This is a genomic window from Brucella haematophila (assembly GCF_005938105.1).
Taxonomy (GTDB): domain Bacteria; phylum Pseudomonadota; class Alphaproteobacteria; order Rhizobiales; family Rhizobiaceae; genus Brucella; species Brucella haematophila.
On record NZ_VCPE01000002.1, the window covers coordinates 77250 to 94218 of the forward strand.

Genomic DNA, 16969 nt, shown 5'->3' on the forward strand with positions numbered 1-16969 from the left:
GCAAATGTGCTACATCGGCGCTGTACATAAAAATTAGACCAAATAGCTACATCATTAAACAATAGCTGAAATGTCGAACCGACGCGCCAAGCTGACACGCCGGTTCGAAACATCATAATACGTGGCCTGACGCCCAGCCTTAGCTATGCGCGAAAATATCGTCTTCCGGCCAGCCCATCAGATCGAGTTCCGAACGGGTCGGCAGGAATTTGAAGCAGGCTTCAGCCTGTTTCGCGCGGCCATCACGCTCAAGACGCTGTTCCAGAACAGCCTTCAGGCGATGCAGGTAAAGCACGTCGGAAGCGGCATATTCGAGCTGCGCCTGCGAGAGAATTTCTGCTGCCCAGTCGGATGACTGCTGCTGCTTGGAGATCGAAACATCCAGAAGCTCGTTGCACAGTTCCTTGAGACCGTGACGGTCCGTATAGGTGCGGGTGAGCTTCGATGCGATCTTGGTGCAGAAGACCGGCTGCGGCATGGTGCCGAAAGCATGGGCCAGCACCGCCAGATCGAACCGGCCAAAATGGAAGATCTTGGTGATCGAGCGATCTTTCAGAAGCTTGACCAGATTGGGTGCCTTCTTCTGACCGGCTTCAATCTGGATCACGTCCGCCGTGCCGTCGCCGGGTGAAATCTGCACCACGCAGAGCCGGTCGCGATGCGGGTTCAGCCCCAGCGTCTCGGTATCGATGGCGACCGCATCGACCTGATAATGATCGAGGTTCGGCAGATCGTTTTTATGAAAACGGATGGTCATTCAGTTGTCCTTGTTTCGCGGCAGTTGCCGCCGTAATGCGGGCCCTACTTGGCGGAGATAGCCGCCATAATCCGAGCCCATGAGCGTTGCCCTTTGTGGAAGGAGTTCAGCTCGTATTTTTCATTGGGCGAATGGATGCGGTCATCTTCGAGACCGAAGCCGACCAGAAGCGATTCCATGCCGAGGAACGTGTCGAAATCGCCGACAATCGGGATCGAGCCGCCCATGGCAATCAGTACGGCTGGCTTCGGCCATTCGTCGGACAACGCGTCCTTGGCCTTGGAAACCAGTGGTGAATCATAAGGCAGCTGGATCGCTGGCGAACCGCCATGCGGGTGGAACTCCACCGAACAATCGGCTGGAAGACGTTCCTGCACAAAAGCGCGGAAGGCCTCGCGGATTTTCACCGGATCCTGTTTATGAACGAGACGGAACGAGACCTTGGCAGAAGCTTGCGCTGCGATAACAGTCTTGAAACCCTCGCCGGTATAGCCGCCGATAATGCCGTTCACTTCCGCCGTCGGGCGCGCCCAGGTGAGTTCCAGAACGCTGCGGCCCTTTTCGCCGGATGGAATGGAAAGGCCAATAGGTCCGAGGAAGTTTTCCGCCGTGCGGCCGAGACCTTCCCAGGATTGCAGGATTTGCGACGGGGTTTCTTCCACGCCTTCATAGAAGCCCGGAACGGTGATGCGTCCGGTTTCGTCATGCAGGTCGGCCAGAATCTTGCTCAGAATATGGATCGGATTGGCCGCAGCGCCACCGAAAAAGCCGGAATGCAGATCACGGTCGGCAGCCTTGATGACGATTTCCTCGCCAACCAGACCGCGCAGCCCGACGCTGATGGCAGGCGTTTCCGTGTCCCACATGGAGGTGTCGCAGACCAGCGCCACATCGGCTTTCAGTTCCGCCTTGTTTGCATCGAGGAACGGCTTCAGCGACGGCGAACCGGATTCTTCCTCGCCTTCGAACAGCAGCGTCACCTTGACGGGCAGATTGCCATTGATCGTCTTATAGGCGCGGCAGGCTTCCACAAAGGTCATCAACTGGCCCTTGTCATCGGACGTGCCGCGACCGGTCAGGATTTTGCGACCCCCATTCGAGGCATCGTCGACATCCTTGATCGCAGGATCGAAAGGATCGTTTTCCCACAGGTTGAGCGGGTCGACCGGCTGCACATCATAGTGACCGTAGAAGAGCACATGCGGCGCATCGGGCGTGGCGCCGTCATGATGCGCAACCACCATCGGATGGCCCGGCGTGTCGCGCACGCTGGCGTCAAAGCCAATCGTCTTCAGATCAGCCACCAGCCATTCCGCAGCCCTGCGGCAGTCGGCCTTGTAGGCCGGGTCTGTCGAAATCGACTTGATCCGCAGCAGTTCGAACAGGCGTTCGAGGCTGTTATCAAGATTGGCGTCGAGGTGGCTGAGTACTTTGTCGAGCGATTGCGCAGACGGTTGCTGGGACATGGAAACTTCCTGACGAGTCGAAACGTAAACTGGCGGCACAGTACAACCAGCACTTCCCGCTGGAAACCCAATTCGCAAGTGATTACCGCAAATTGAAGGCCTTTGTCAGGGTGAAAGACTTTCGCGACGGCTGACGCTCAGGAGAAAGACCAGCAGTGCGAATATTGCCGGTTCGCGCCAGACAAGCGGCGCAAAGGCTGTCCAGAATGTTTCGGCAAAAGCCAAAAGGGCCGCACCGCCTGCCGAAGCAAGCGGCGAGAAATAGCCGCCCACTGCGCCAATCATCAATATCTTGAGGCCAAGCAGCAGCCCATCGCCGGAACTCATCGTGCCGTAATAGGCGGTCATCAAAATGCCGGACAAGGCGGCAATCAGCACCGCGCCCATATAGGCTGCAAGGAAGACCCGCCCTGCATTGACCCCGCAAAGCTGCGCCGCCAGCACATCGTCGCGGACCGCCCGCCAGTTGCGGCCAAAACGGCTGCGCTGCAAGGCGAAGCTGCCGATCAGTACGATGGATGCCATCACAACCGTATTGATGATCTGCATCGTGGTCAGCACGACCGCCTTGTCGCCCTCGCCCCAGAAGGTGATCTTGTCCTGCAACAAGGGCGGCAGCCAAAGGTTCCGCGATCCAGCGGCGAGACGAACGCTTTCCATCAGCACCACGGCCACGCCCAACGCCGCCACCATTGCCATATTGGGCGACGCCCGACTGAGCGGTCGCATGACGAGACCTGCAATCACTGCCCCGGCGGCAAGCGTATAAAACAGCGCCCCGGCTATACCGACGCCAATCGCGGCGGGCAAAACCAACCAGAGCCTGCTCCAGCCAAATGCCGTGAAGATGAGAAGAAGCTGGCCGGAAAAGGCCACCAGCGCGCCATAGCTGATATCTGCGCGCTTGAGGACGGCGAAGCTCAGCGCATAGCCGAATGCCAGCATGGCATAGGTCGCCGCCAGCGGCACCGCATTGGCGAATTGCTGCAAGAGGTAGGCCATGGATACGCCCTCGCTACACTGTCCAGATTATAACTGTCAAAATCACTTTTACCAGTTATAATGTGCTATGAGCTTTTCCTGGACCCCGCATCGTTTTTCCGGCGGCGCATTGGCGCTGGATATTGCCAATAGCGTTATTCTGCGCGGCGACGCCGCGCGCAGCGTGGATCGCTTTGCAGAGCCGGCTAATCTGAAAAGCTTTGCGCACGCGGCGGCAACGTTCTGCGCAGAGAAAGACCTGCCTTTGTCGCTTGTCCCGGTCGAGCCGGAAAATCTGCGCCGTTTTCTGTCCTTGCGAGAAGCCATCGATGGCTATTTTCGCGCATTCGTTCGTGCGCAAGCCGATGACCGGCTGCTGGCCGATCTTCTCGAATGCATAGCCGATGTGCTGCGCCACACCACATCGCCTTCAGCGCTGGAGATAGCTGCCGCACATTCGGCACTCCGGCTGATGGGAAAATGCCAGTCGGGAGCCGATGCGGATCGCCTGAAAATCTGCGCCAATTGCGGCTGGCTTTTCCTCGATCAGAGCCGCAATCGCAGTCGCGTCTGGTGTGACATGACCGTCTGCGGCAACCGGGCCAAGGCCAGCCGCCACTATTATCGCAATCGGGAGGTAGAGATGTGAAACAGCTCGTCGCAATCGCGCTCGCTTTTCCGCTGCTGGCGGCATGCCAGCGTGAAAAGACGACCGGGCCTTACGAAATTTCGGGGCGGCTCGTAGTCTTCAATTATCGCATTGCCCGCGCAACCTTTCTGGTCACGCTGCGCAAGATCGGTCCGGTGGAAGAAGGAGCGACGGTTACTGCGGCCTTCGACAATCCCGCGCAGGGCGCGCCAGTCGTGGTCGACCGGAAAGTCTTTCCCAATCAGGACCAGCTTTCGCTGGAGACCGAGCCTTTGCACTGCATCGTCAAGGACAAGCCCTATGATGTTTCCATTCGCGTGACCGCAAGGAATGGAGACCTGTTGCAGACACTTGCAACCACCGTCGTTTCCAGTGAAGACCAGACCATATTACCGGCGGAACCGCTCGTCGTCGGCCCCTTTTACGATCCGAACCCGAAAGTGTTCAAACCGGATGGCAGCCGGGATTTCTCGCCTGAGAAAAACTGTCCGAAAGCATGAGGGAAAAGGTGGCCCGGATATGATTTGGCCGCTGCGGTGAGGGGATACCACAGCGGCCATATCACTACACTCAAAGCGGCAGCCCGGAGAGGGGAATGAGGCTGCCGCTAGCATCCGGCATCCAACGGGGGACGGGTCAGAAAACCGGCGACCGACGAACTGTCGATGACTAAAATTTGGTTTTCAATCGTGGCTATTCAAGGGCACGGAAGATTACAAATCTGTAACAAACTCGTTATCTTACCGTGATGGATTTCTTTCGCGTGGATCATTGTTTCTCCTGACACGGAGCCGGTTCCCTTTGCGGCTGCTTTCCTTTAGTTCTTGGCCTCCTGTTCCTGGCCTCCTGTTCCCGGAACAATTCAGCAAAAATGCGAAACGGTTTTGCGTCCGAAAGTGCGGAAGGATAAAAAGAAGCCATGAAAAAAGGCGATCATCTCTTTCTCGTTGACGGCTCGGGTTATATTTTCCGCGCCTATCACGCCCTTCCCCCGCTGACCCGCAAGACCGACGGCTTGCCGGTGGGCGCTGTATCAGGCTTCTGCAACATGTTGTGGAAGCTGCTGAAAGATGCGCGCAACACCGATGTCGGTGTGGTGCCGACCCATTTCGCGGTAATTTTCGACTATTCGTCGAAGACGTTCCGCAACGAGCTTTATCCTGAATACAAAGCCAATCGCACCGCCCCGCCGGAAGACCTTGTTCCGCAATTCGGCCTGATCCGTCAGGCGACCCGCGCCTTCAACCTGCCCTGTGTCGAAAAGGCCGGTTTCGAAGCCGATGACCTGATCGCGACCTATGCGCGCCTTGCTGAACAAGCGGGCGGCGATGTCACCATCGTCTCCTCCGACAAGGACCTGATGCAGCTCGTGACGCCAAGTGTGTCCATGTATGACAGCATGAAGGACAAGCAGATTTCGATCCCGGAAGTGATCGAAAAATGGGGCGTGCCGCCGGAAAAGATGATCGACCTGCAATCGCTGACCGGCGACAGCACGGATAATGTGCCGGGCATTCCGGGCATCGGCCCCAAGACGGCAGCGCAATTGCTGGAAGAATTCGGCGATCTCGACACGCTTCTGGCCCGCGCCTCGGAAATCAAGCAGAACAAGCGCCGCGAGAACATTATAGCCTTCGCAGACCAGACCAAGATTTCGCGCGAGCTGGTTACGCTCAAGACCGATGTGCCGCTGGATGTCGATCTGGACGCTCTGGTTCTCGAACCGCAAAATGGCCCGAAGCTGATCGGCTTCCTCAAGGCCATGGAATTCACCTCGCTGACCCGCCGCGTTGCCGAAGCGACCGATACGGATGCTTCTGCCGTCGAGCCGTGCCATGTCGAAACCGAATGGGGCGCGGATGCGCATGGTCCCGATGTCGATGTGCCAGCCAAGGCTGCGGACATGGCTGCAACCGGCACCGACGCCACTGCACCATCTGCTGCTACCCCGGCTGTCGATGGCTACACGCCGAAAGCGCTGGCGGACAAGCGCGCTGCAGAAGCCACCGCACAGAAGATCGACACCAGTGCCTATACCTGCATTCGCGATATCGCCACGTTGAAGCTCTGGCTGACTGAGGCTGTCGAAACCGGCCTCGTGGCTTTTGACACGGAAACCAATTCGCTTGATCCGATGCAGGCCGAGTTGATCGGCTTCTCGCTGGCGCTCGTTCCCCAGAACAGCAAAGAGATCAAGGCCGCCTATATTCCGCTTCAGCACAAATCCGGTCAGGGCGACCTGCTCGGCGGCGGCATGGTCGAGGGGCAGATACCGCTCGATCAGGCGCTTGAAGCGCTGAAAGCCGTTCTTGAGGACGCCTCCGTGCTCAAGATCGCGCAGAACATGAAATATGACTGGCTGGTCATGCGCCGTCACGGCGTCAACACCGTCTCCTTCGACGACACGATGCTGATTTCCTATGTGCTCGACGCTGGCACGGGCAGCCATGGCATGGACCCGCTTTCGGAGCGCTGGCTGGGCCATACGCCAATTGCCTACAAGGATGTGGCGGGCAGCGGCAAAAACGCCGTGACTTTCGACATGGTCGATATCGACCGTGCGACGGCCTACGCAGCCGAAGATGCCGATGTGACGCTGCGTCTGTGGCAAGTCCTGAAACCGCGTCTGGCGGCGGAAGGTCTCATGTCAGTCTATGAACGGCTTGAACGCCCATTGGTTGATGTGCTGGCCCGCATGGAAGAGCGCGGCATTTCCGTGGATCGTCAGGTTCTGTCGCGCCTGTCCGGCGATCTGGCACAGGCTGCCGCCGGTTACGAAGACGAAATCTACGAACTGGCTGGTGAAAAATTCACCATCGGTTCGCCCAAGCAGCTTGGCGATATTCTGTTCGGCAAGATGGGCCTGCCCGGCGCTTCCAAAACCAAGACCGGCCAATGGTCCACCTCGGCGCAGGTGCTCGAAGATCTGGCCGCCGAAGGCCATGCACTGCCGCGCAAGATCGTCGACTGGCGTCAGCTGACCAAGCTGAAATCGACTTATACGGATGCGCTGCCCGGCTTCATCCATCCGCAGACCAAGCGCGTCCACACATCCTATGCAATGGCGTCCACCTCGACGGGTCGCCTCTCCTCATCGGAGCCGAATTTGCAGAACATTCCGGTGCGCACCGCCGAAGGTCGCAAGATCCGGACGGCCTTCATCGCGGAACCGGGCAACAAGCTGATCTCCGCCGATTACAGCCAGATCGAACTGCGTGTGCTGGCCCATGTGGCCGATATTGCGCAATTGAAGCAGGCTTTCGCAGATGGCGTCGATATTCATGCCATGACCGCATCGGAAATGTTCGGCGTGCCGGTGGAAGGCATGCCGTCGGAAGTGCGTCGCCGCGCCAAGGCGATCAATTTCGGCATCATCTATGGCATTTCCGCCTTCGGCCTCGCCAACCAGCTTTCCATCCCGCGTGAGGAAGCCGGGCAATATATCCGCACCTATTTCGAGCGGTTCCCCGGCATCAAGGATTATATGGAAGCCACCAAGGCTTTCGCGCGTGAGCATGGCTATGTCGAAACCATTTTCGGTCGCCGCGCCCATTATCCCGATATTCGCGCCTCCAACCCGCAGGTCCGCGCCTTCAACGAACGTGCTGCCATCAATGCGCCCATTCAGGGTTCGGCGGCAGATATTATCCGCCGCGCCATGATTCGCATGGAAGATGCGCTTGAAAACGAAAAACTTGCTGCCCGTATGTTGCTGCAGGTGCACGATGAATTGATCTTCGAAGTGCCTGAAAATGAAGTGGAAAAAACCATTCCGCTGGTGCGGCATATCATGGAGAATGCGGCCCTTCCGGCAGTGTCTCTGACGGTTCCGCTGCATGTTGATGCGCGTGCAGCGCATAACTGGGATGAGGCCCATTAAGGCCTCGCCCGGTTGACCTGACGATCTTAACCCTATAGGGAAGCGGCAATTCTGTTGCTTCGGTGGTCGCCAGGGGAGCCGTGAACGTTAGGTTTACGGCCAATGGGTTTGCGACTTGTGAAGCTTTTGTGAAAGTTGTCCATGTCTCTGCCCGAAACCATCGCTCCGGCACTGTCCGGAGCTCTTGCCGCTCGCGGTTATAACACCCTCACCGCCGTTCAGAACGCCGTATTGGCACCTGAAACCCTTGATTCCGACCTTCTCGTTTCCGCCCAGACCGGCTCCGGCAAGACCGTTGCCTTCGGCCTCTCCATGGCCAACACCATTCTGGAAGACGAGCTTCGCTTCGGCGAACCGGGTGCACCGCTTGCCATGATCATCGCGCCGACGCGCGAACTGGCGCTTCAGGTGCGCCGCGAGCTGGAATGGCTTTATGCCGACACCGGCGCGCGCATCGCATCCTGCGTTGGCGGCATGGATATCCGCACCGAGCGCCGCGCGCTTGAACGCGGCAGCCATATTGTCGTTGGTACGCCGGGCCGCCTGCGCGACCATATCACCCGCTCCGCGCTGGACATGTCGCAGCTGCGTGTTGTCGTGCTCGACGAAGCCGACGAAATGCTCGATATGGGCTTCCGCGAAGACCTCGAATTCATCCTCGGTGAAGCGCCGGAAGACCGCCGCACGCTGATGTTCTCGGCAACCGTGCCGAAGCCCATCGCCCAGCTGGCCAAGCGTTTCCAGAACAATGCGCTGCGCCTCACCGTGCAGAGCGAAACCAGCCAGCACGCCGATATCGATTATGTCGCCATGCCGGTTCCGCCGCATGAGCGCGACCACGCGATCATCAACACACTGCTTTATTATGATTCACAGAACTCGATCATCTTCTGCTCGACCCGTGAAGCAGTGAAGCATATGGCAAGCCGCCTTTCCAATCGCGGCTTTGCAGTGGTGGCCCTGTCGGGCGAACTGAGCCAGGCCGAGCGCAACAACGCGCTGCAGGCCATGCGCGACGGTCGCGCCCGCGTTTGCGTGGCGACCGACGTTGCCGCACGCGGTATCGATCTGCCGAATCTCGATCTGGTTGTCCATGCCGATCTGCCCAACAATCCTGAAACCATGCTGCACCGTTCGGGCCGTACCGGTCGCGCCGGTCGCAAGGGCACCTGCGTGCTGGTCGTGCCGTTCTCGCGCCGCCGTTCTGCAGAGCGCCTTCTGCATATGGCAAAGCTCGATGCGCAGACCATTCCTGCGCCGGGCATTGCGGCTGTTCAGGCCAAGAACAACGAGCGCATTCTCAATTCCGAGGCCTTCGGCCAGCCGGTCGAGGAAGAACATCAGGACGTGCTGAAGGCACTTCTGGAGCGTTATACGCCGGAACAGCTTGCAGCCGCTTATCTCAATCGCGAATTGTCGCTGGCGCCTGCACCGGAAGAAGTGTCGGACGCACCGGTTCATCCGGTTGGCGGCAAGAAGCCGCGCGAGCGTTCTGACCGTGGCGATCGTTTCGAGCGTAACGACCGTTTTGATCGCGGAGAACGCGGCGAGCCGGGCGAACGCTTCGACCGCAATGCGCATTTCGACGGCGTCTGGTTCTCGGTTTCCGCCGGTCGCAAGCACCGCGCCGATCCAAAGTGGCTGCTGCCGCTGATCTGCAAGGCAGGCGACGTATCGAAGCGCGATGTTGGTTCGATCAAGATTCTCGACGGCGAAACCCGTTTTGAAATCGCCGCAACGAAGGCTGAAGAATTCCGTCAGTCTGTTGCCGAACGCGGCACGGGCGAAAAGGGTCTGGTGATCCGCCCTGCCGTTGCCGGTGCTGGCGAAGATGCCGGACGCCGTGAAGGCAAGAGCTTCAAGCCGCGCGGTGAAAAGTCTTATGGCGAAAAGTCGTGGGGCGACAAGCCGCGCGGAGACAAGCCTTGGGGCGACAAGCCACGTGGTGAAAAGTCTTATGGTGAAAAATCGTGGGGCGACAAGCCGCGTGGCGAGAAGTCCTGGGGTGACAAGCCTCGCGGCGACGGCTTCAAGAAGGGCCCACGGAAATCCGAAGGCGGCTACAGCAAGAAGCCGCGCGGCGAATAATCCATCGACAATTTGATAAAGCCCGCCTCATGGCGGGCTTTTTATTAACAGGCGATTTACGTCCCTTTAAACCGCCGCATTTACCCTGCACCGGGTAAACCCTTGTACGCATTCGCCGACGACGTGACGGCAATGCAGATATGTTTTTGGAAAATGACCGGTTCGCATGCATGACGAACCGGCGCGCAGGTGGGCGACTTAGGCAGAATATGGCATCGCGAGACGACAGGAACGGACGCATCGACCCTTCTTTCGGCAACGAAAAGAAAAGGACAGACGAGGACGATTTCCATGTCGATGAGGAGGAGCGTATGGCGCGCTCGCAGCAACGCAAACGGACACCGTCCCGGGATCGCGAACCGCGTGCAGCACGCCGCGGCAAGGCGAAGCCGCGCGGCTTCTTCGGCTTTCTGCGCCGCGCGATTTACTGGTGCTTCGTCCTTGGCCTGTGGGGCGGCATCGGCCTTGCCGGTGTGCTCGTCTATTTTGCCGCCAAGATGCCGCCAACGACAGATTGGGAAATCCCCGACAGGCCGCCCAATGTGCGCATTGTCGATGTGAGTGGAAAACTGATTGCCAATCGCGGCACCACCGGCGGCGAAGCAATAGGCCTGCACGAAATGTCGGCCTTCATTCCCAAGGCCGTTGTGGCCATTGAAGACCGGCGTTTCTACTCGCATTTCGGCATAGACCCCATCGGCCTTGCCCGCGCCATTGTCACCAATGCCGTTTCGGGCCGCGCTGTTCAGGGCGGCTCCACGCTGACCCAGCAGCTGGCCAAGAATCTGTTCCTCTCGCCTGACCGCACGCTGGAGCGCAAGGTTCAGGAAGTGATGCTCGCATTGTGGCTTGAGCATAAATACACCAAGGACCAGATTCTGGAGATGTATCTGAACCGGGTCTATCTCGGTTCGGGCGCTTATGGTGTCGATGCCGCCTCGCGGCGTTATTTCAGCAAGTCGGCCAAGGATGTGAACCTGATGGAAGCGGCCACGCTGGCCGGTCTTCTGAAAGCGCCATCCCGCCTGTCGCCCGCCCGCGATCCCGAAGCCGCCGCCGCCCGCGCCAAGCTGGTACTGGGCGCGATGCGCGAAGAAGGCATGATCGACGACAGGCAAGTGGCCATTGCCGAAAGCGAACCGCCGACGCGCGCGCCGTCCTTCTGGCAGGGCTCGGAAAACTATGTCGCCGACAAGGTCGTGTCCGCATTGCCAGCGCTGATCGGCGAGGCAAAGACCGATATCACGGTTGAAACGACAATCGATCTCAATCTGCAATCAGCCGGTGAAGAGGCGATCAAGGATCAGATTTCCCAGAACGGGAAGAAGATGAATGTCAGCCAGGGTGCTCTCGTTTCCATCGACGGCACCGGCGCGGTGCGCGCCATGGTCGGTGGCGTGGATTATGCCGCCAGCCAGTTTGACCGCGTGACGGATGCGCGCCGCCAGCCTGCGTCCTCCTTCAAGCCGTTCGTCTATCTTTCGGCGCTGGAACTGGGCCGTACACCGGATTCGGTGCGCAATGATGCGCCAGTGCGGATCGGCAAGTGGACGCCCAGCAACGACAACGGCAAATATATGGGTGAAGTGACGCTGGCGACCGCGCTGTCGCACTCGCTCAACTCGGTTTCTGCCCAGCTCGTGATGGAAGTCGGCCCGCAGACGGTGGTCGATACCGCGCACCGCCTCGGCGTGCAGTCGAAGCTCGACCCGAACGCCTCGCTGGCGCTTGGCACGTCGGAAGTGACGCTTCTCGAACTGGCCGATGCCTATGTGCCCTTCGCCAATGGCGGCTATCGCGCACCGGTCTATTTCATCACCAAGGTGACGGATGCCGACGGCAAGGTGCTTTATCAAAAGGATGACGCCATTGGCCCGCGCGTCATCGACGAGCGCAATGTCGGCATGATGAACGCCATGTTGCGGCGGACCGTTGAGGACGGCACGGCGCGCAAGGCGGCCTTTGGCGGCTGGCCCGCAGCGGGCAAGACCGGCACCAGCCAGAATTTCCGCGACGCATGGTTCGTCGGCTACACCTACAATCTGACCACTGGCGTCTGGTTCGGCAATGACGACGGCAAGGGCATGAAGCGCGTCTTCGGCTCGACCTTGCCCGTTGCCGCCTGGAAGAGCTTCATGCAGGTCGCGCATAAGGGCGTACCCATTGCAGAACTGCCCGGCCATTACGACATCCAGAATGTCGTTCCCGGCGGCAGCGACGGCATGGACCCGAATGCGCCTTACGATCCCAACATGATGCCGCAGGGCGGTTATGGCGATCAGCCGATGGCCGGAAACGGCGACGATGGCTATTGGCCACCGGCGCCTGAGACCACCATGCGCGGCGACATTCAGCAGGCGTCGCCGCAAGAGGCTCCGACCTATCCAGTGAATGCACCCGGCCCACAGGGCAATGCGCCCGGCGGTTATGATGACACCTATCGCCCTATGCCGCCCGGCGATGTCGGCGGCGAGCCGATGCAGCAGCCGGCCCAACAACCGCAGCGACGGCAAGGCGGCTCGACCACGCTGCTCGACATCATCATGGGCAATTCGCAGTAAGGATTGGCGAGAACCGGGGGAGCGGATAACAATCCGCTCCCCCGGTCGCGATCAAGTGAAGCACCTTCCACGCGCAGTTGTTAGAGCGGTTCCGGTTAGAACCGGATTGTGGAACCGCTCTATCTATTTCTTTTGACGCATTATCCGACGCAAAACCGCTACGCACTTTTGCTGGAAATGCTCTGATTCCCCTCGAAATCTTGAGCGGCATGGTCTATTCAAGATTTGAGAGCGAGGTTTTCCCATGACCCAAATGACCAAAACAGACGCGTCCCAGTCCGAAGGCCCGAAGGTTGACGAAGAGCGCAAGACGCTGGTTCTGACTGGCGCAAGCCGCGGTATCGGCCATGCGACCGTCAAGCGTTTTTCACGCGCTGGCTGGCGCGTGATTACCTGCTCACGGCAGGATTTCTCCGATAATTGTCCATGGCCCGCCGGACCGGAAGACCATATCAAGGTCGATCTGGCCGATCAGGAAGATGTCGGCAAGGCAATTGCCGAAATCCGCCGCCGGCTGGAAGCCAATGGCAGCAAGCTGCACGCGCTCGTCAACAATGCGGGCATTTCGCCGAAAGCCGAAGCTGGACGCCGCCTGAACTCGATCGAAACACCGATGGCCGTCTGGCGCGACGTGTTTCAGGTCAATTTCATGGCGCCTATCATGCTGGCGCGCGGTCTGTTCAAGGAACTTGAAGCCGCACAGGGTTCGGTCGTCAACGTGACCTCGATTGCCGGTAGCCGCGTTCACCCCTTTGCGGGCACCGCCTATGCCACGTCGAAAGCGGCGCTTTCCTCGCTGACCCGCGAAATGGCTTCGGATTTCGGCCCCTATGGTATCCGCGTCAACGCCATTGCGCCGGGCGAAATCGACACTGCGATCCTGTCGCCGGGCACGGAAAAGCTGGTCGAACAATTGCCCATGCGCCGCCTCGGCAAAACCTCGGAAGTCGCAGAAACCATCTACTTCCTGTGCACCGAGGCTTCGTCCTATGTCACAGGATCTGAAATACACATCAATGGCGGACAGCACGTCTGAGAGACTGTTCCAAAAGTCGCCCTGTGTGGCTGCAAATGGCAATTTTCTTCGTTCCGGTGCTCACGTACGTTTAGTACGCTCCGCTCCGGTACTCGAAAATCACCCTTTTCGCACACACACGCCGCTTTTTGATTCAGGCTCTGACAAAAATACAAAGCGCGGCTGTTGAAAAACACCGCGCTTTTTGTTTAGTTCGCTTTAATCGATTTAAAATCCAATTCAACAGTAGACCGAGCCATGATCCTTTGTTGCGGTGAAGCCCTGATCGACATGCTGCCACGCGAAACCGCGACCGGCGAAACGGCCTTCGTGCCTTTTGCGGGCGGTTCGGTTTTCAACTCGGCCATAGCGCTTGGGCGGCTTGGCGTGCCGACTGGCTTTTTCTCCGGCATTTCATCGGATTTCTTCGGCGAAGTGCTGCGGGACACGCTGGCGCGCTCGAATGTGGATTATTCCTTTGCCGCCATTTCGGATCGCCCGACGACGCTTGCCTTCGTCCGTCTCGTGGACGGTCAGGCGCGCTATGCTTTCTACGATGAGAACACCGCTGGCCGCATGCTTTCCGAAAGCGACATGCCTTTCGTGGATGACAGCATCGACGCCATGCTGTTTGGCTGCATCAGCCTGATTTCCGAGCCGTGCGGCAGCGTCTATGAAGCGCTGATGACCCGCGAAGCGCCAAAGCGCGTCATGTTCCTCGATCCCAATATCCGCGCCGGCTTCATCACCGACCGCGAGAAGCATCTGGCCCGCATGAAGCGCATGATCGCGCTGGCCGATATCGTGAAGCTGTCGGACGAAGATCTCAACTGGTTTGGCGAACATGGCAGTCATGATGAAATCGCCGCCGAATGGCTAAAGCTTGGTCCAAAGCTGATCGTCATCACCAAGGGCGCTCATGGCGCCGATGCCTATACGACCGGTGCAACGGTGCGTGTGCCCGGCGTCAAGGTTGATGTCGTGGACACGGTCGGCGCGGGAGATACCGTCAATGCGGGTATTCTGGTGAGCCTGCACAATCAGGGCCTGCTCAACAAGGGTTCAATCGAGAATCTGAACGAAGACCAGATTCATTCCGCTGTTGCGCTTGGCGTTCGGGCTGCCGCCGTCACCGTTTCCCGCGCAGGCGCAAACCCGCCCTGGGCGGCAGAAATGCGGGATTGATTCCGTCATCTACAGATAAGACAGCACCTTCTAACCTACGCCATTGACCCGACTCAATTCCCGCCTTCTATAGAGAGTGGGTGGGAGAGAATCGAATATGGCGAAGGACAATTCAGTGGACGTCTTGCGCATCGCAGCCTTCTCGCAAGGCAATCAGGGCGGCAACCCAGCAGGCGTGCTGATTGCGGACCGCCTTCCCTCTCCAGAGGAAATGCAGAAAATCGCCAAGGAGGTTGGCTTTTCTGAAACGGCTTTTGCCATGCCGGATGGCGAAAGCTGGCGCGTACGTTATTTCGCGCCTGAAATGGAAGTGCCGTTCTGCGGCCATGCCACCATTGCGCTCGGTGCAGCGCTGGCCATGCGCATGGGCGACGGACATTTCAATCTGAAGCTCAATGGCAGCACCATCAGCGTTGACGGTCGCAAGGAAGGCGAGCTGTTCGCCGCCAGCCTGCAATCACCGCCGACGCGCAACCGTGCAGCCGCTGAAGTCGAAGTGGAGCAGGCCCTGTCGCTGTTCAGCTACGACAAGGATGATCTTGCGCCCGGCATTCCGCCTGCGCTGATCCATGCGGGCGCAGACCATATCCTGTTGCCGCTGCGCTCACGCGAAAAGCTTGCCTCGATGCATTATGATCTGGCGCGTGGCCGCGTGATGATGAAACGGCAGGGCTGGACGACCATCCTGCTCATCCATTCGGAAACGCCACAGCGCTTCCACAGCCGCAATCCCTTTGCTGCGGGTGGTGTCTATGAAGACCCGGCGACCGGCGCTTCCACGGCGGCCTTTGCTGCCTATCTGCGCGATATCGGTTGGCCGCATGGCGGCGAGATCGAAGTGTTTCAGGGCGAGGACATGGGCAGCCCATCGCATCTTCGTGCCCAGATCGGCACGGAACGCGGCGGATCGATCCGCCTGTCCGGCACAGCGCGACTGATGGAATAGCGGTAAAGTGCGGCTCGTTAAACCCTGACGAGCTGCTCCACTCTCTCTTCATTGCCGAAGAATTTGAGATAACGCGCCACTTCCTTTGGATCGCCTGTCGCTTTCTGCGGATTATCGGAAAGCTTGACTGCCGGATGGCCGTTGGCATCCGTCACCTTACAGACGAGCGAAATGGCATTCAGCCCTTCGATGTTTTTCGGCGCGCAACCCATGAAATCATTGGTGAGGTTGGTGCCCCAGCCGAAGCTCATGCGCACACGGCCTTCGAAGTGCCGATAGGTGTCCTCGATCGTATCGACATCCAGCGCATCGGAAAAAATGAGCAGCTTTTCACGCGGGTCCTTGCCGCGCGATTTCCACCATTCGATGATGCGCTCGCCGCCTTCGACGGGCGGGGCGCTATCAGGGCGGAAACCCGTCCAGTCGGCAACCCAGTCCGGCGCATTGCGCAGGAAGGCAGCCGTGCCGAAGGCATCCGGCAGAACGATCAGCAGATTGCCGCCATAGTAACGGTTCCAGTCCTGCAACACGCGGTAAGGGGCGCTGCGCAGTTCCTCGTCGGTCTTGGCGAGGGCCGCCAGCACCATCGGCAATTCATGCGCATTGGTGCCAAGCGCTTCAAGGTCGGTATCCATCGCCAGAAGCACGTTGCTGGTGCCGGTGAAGGAACCGCCGATGCCTTCCTTCAACGCCTCGACGCACCAGCGCTGCCACAGGAAAGAATGGCGACGGCGGGTGCCGAAATCTGAAATTTTGAGGTCAGGCAGCAGGCGCAACCGCTCCACCTTGCTCCACATCTTGGCCTTGGCGCGAGCGTAGAGCACATCGAGCGAGAACGGCCCGAGATTTTTCATCGCCGCGCGCGAACGCAACTCGTTGATGATGGCAAGTGCTGGAATTTCCCACATGGAGGTGTGAGACCATGGCCCGTGGAAATGCAGCTCATACTGCCCGTCCTTGCGACGAAGCTCATATTCCGGCAGCTGGAAATCATGCAGCCAAGCCAGAAATTCAGGCTGGAAAATCTGCTTGCGGCCATAAAACGTATTACCTGCAAGCCAGATCATTTCCTTTTTGGAAAAGCGCAGCGTGCGCGCATGATCGAGTTGCGCGCGAAGCTCGCCTTCGTCGATCTCGTCGGCAAGACGTACCGAGGTCGTGCGATTGATGAGCGAGAAAGTGGCGTCAACTTTAGGATAAAGGCCCCAGATCATCTGGAGCATCAGAAGCTTGTAGAAATCCGTATCCAGCAGGCTGCGGATAATCGGATCGAGCTTCCAGGCGTGGTTATAGACGCGGCGCGCGATATCAGTTCTGGCCATGACGGCCTCCAGCAAATAACAAGTATCCGATGGCACAAGGACCCAGTTTTACTTAAAGCATTTCCAGCAAAAGAGCGTAGCGGTTTTGCGTGGAACAATGCTCAAAAATAAGTTGCCCT

General features: G+C 58.8%; 12 protein-coding genes. 8 read left to right on the forward strand and 4 right to left on the reverse strand.

Annotated features, from left to right (window positions below):
* Positions 1-139 precede the first annotated feature (139 nt).
* From FGI60_RS03180 to FGI60_RS03190, 3 genes are all read right to left on the reverse strand, one after another.
* Positions 140-757, reverse strand: coding sequence for a ribonuclease D (locus FGI60_RS03180; protein WP_078339667.1), 618 nt, complete (start codon positions 755-757; stop codon positions 140-142).
* A 44-nt stretch (positions 758-801) separates the two neighbouring features.
* Complete coding sequence (locus FGI60_RS03185) at positions 802-2223, reverse strand: dipeptidase (RefSeq protein WP_138783921.1); 1422 nt, start codon at positions 2221-2223, stop codon at positions 802-804.
* Between the two features lie 105 nt (positions 2224-2328).
* Entirely contained in the window at positions 2329-3225 is an 897-nt protein-coding gene (locus FGI60_RS03190) for a branched-chain amino acid ABC transporter permease (RefSeq protein ID WP_138783922.1), read from the reverse strand.
* 67 nt (positions 3226-3292) lie between these two features.
* On the opposite strand from FGI60_RS03190, the gene FGI60_RS03195 reads away from it, so the two are divergent.
* The 8 genes from FGI60_RS03195 to FGI60_RS03235 all read left to right on the forward strand — a co-directional run bounded on the left by FGI60_RS03195 (position 3293) and on the right by FGI60_RS03235 (position 15528).
* Positions 3293-3853 carry a CGNR zinc finger domain-containing protein gene (locus FGI60_RS03195; protein WP_138783923.1) on the forward strand — a complete coding sequence of 187 codons (561 nt, stop codon included), beginning with the start codon at positions 3293-3295 and terminating at the stop codon, positions 3851-3853.
* Positions 3850-4353, forward strand: a complete 504-nt coding sequence (locus FGI60_RS03200) for a hypothetical protein (protein WP_138783924.1) — start codon at positions 3850-3852, stop codon at positions 4351-4353. The genes FGI60_RS03195 and FGI60_RS03200 overlap by 4 nt, the downstream gene beginning before the upstream one ends.
* Before the next feature lie 419 nt (positions 4354-4772).
* Positions 4773-7733 carry a DNA polymerase I gene (gene polA / locus FGI60_RS03210; protein WP_138783925.1) on the forward strand — a complete coding sequence of 987 codons (2961 nt, stop codon included), beginning with the start codon at positions 4773-4775 and terminating at the stop codon, positions 7731-7733.
* 141 nt (positions 7734-7874) lie between these two features.
* Positions 7875-9821, forward strand: a complete 1947-nt coding sequence (locus FGI60_RS03215) for a DEAD/DEAH box helicase (protein WP_138783926.1) — start codon at positions 7875-7877, stop codon at positions 9819-9821.
* A 209-nt stretch (positions 9822-10030) separates the two neighbouring features.
* Positions 10031-12382 (forward strand): transglycosylase domain-containing protein, encoded by a 2352-nt coding sequence (locus tag FGI60_RS03220; protein WP_138783927.1) that lies wholly within the window; start codon positions 10031-10033, stop codon positions 12380-12382.
* A 244-nt stretch (positions 12383-12626) separates the two neighbouring features.
* The gene (locus FGI60_RS03225) at positions 12627-13418 is read left to right on the forward strand and encodes an SDR family NAD(P)-dependent oxidoreductase (RefSeq protein ID WP_078339673.1); all 792 of its coding nucleotides are present in this window, start codon (positions 12627-12629) and stop codon (positions 13416-13418) included.
* A 237-nt stretch (positions 13419-13655) separates the two neighbouring features.
* Positions 13656-14582, forward strand: a complete 927-nt coding sequence (locus FGI60_RS03230; protein ID WP_138783928.1) for a carbohydrate kinase family protein — start codon at positions 13656-13658, stop codon at positions 14580-14582.
* 115 nt (positions 14583-14697) lie between these two features.
* Positions 14698-15528: a PhzF family phenazine biosynthesis protein gene (locus FGI60_RS03235; RefSeq protein ID WP_138784228.1), complete on the forward strand. Its 831-nt coding sequence runs from the start codon at positions 14698-14700 to the stop codon at positions 15526-15528.
* Positions 15529-15545: 17 nt separating this feature from the next.
* On the opposite strand, the gene pncB is transcribed toward FGI60_RS03235, so the two are convergent.
* A complete protein-coding gene (gene pncB, locus FGI60_RS03240; protein ID WP_138783929.1) occupies positions 15546-16850 on the reverse strand; it encodes a nicotinate phosphoribosyltransferase in 1305 nt (434 codons plus the stop codon).
* Positions 16851-16969 lie beyond the last annotated feature (119 nt).

Excerpts from the sequence above, each read along its gene's own strand:
- FGI60_RS03215 (WP_138783926.1), top strand. The coding sequence starts at position 7,875 with ATGTCTCTGCCCGAAACCATCGCTCCGGCACTGTCCGGAGCTCTTGCC.
- FGI60_RS03225 (WP_078339673.1), top strand. The coding sequence starts at position 12,627 with ATGACCCAAATGACCAAAACAGACGCGTCCCAGTCCGAAGGCCCGAAG.
- pncB (WP_138783929.1), bottom strand. The coding sequence starts at position 16,850 with ATGGCCAGAACTGATATCGCGCGCCGCGTCTATAACCACGCCTGGAAG.
- FGI60_RS03220 (WP_138783927.1), top strand. The coding sequence starts at position 10,031 with ATGGCATCGCGAGACGACAGGAACGGACGCATCGACCCTTCTTTCGGC.
- FGI60_RS03185 (WP_138783921.1), bottom strand. The coding sequence starts at position 2,223 with ATGTCCCAGCAACCGTCTGCGCAATCGCTCGACAAAGTACTCAGCCAC.
- FGI60_RS03180 (WP_078339667.1), bottom strand. The coding sequence starts at position 757 with ATGACCATCCGTTTTCATAAAAACGATCTGCCGAACCTCGATCATTAT.
- FGI60_RS03230 (WP_138783928.1), top strand. The coding sequence starts at position 13,656 with ATGATCCTTTGTTGCGGTGAAGCCCTGATCGACATGCTGCCACGCGAA.
- polA (WP_138783925.1), top strand. The coding sequence starts at position 4,773 with ATGAAAAAAGGCGATCATCTCTTTCTCGTTGACGGCTCGGGTTATATT.
- FGI60_RS03190 (WP_138783922.1), bottom strand. The coding sequence starts at position 3,225 with ATGGCCTACCTCTTGCAGCAATTCGCCAATGCGGTGCCGCTGGCGGCG.
- FGI60_RS03195 (WP_138783923.1), top strand. The coding sequence starts at position 3,293 with ATGAGCTTTTCCTGGACCCCGCATCGTTTTTCCGGCGGCGCATTGGCG.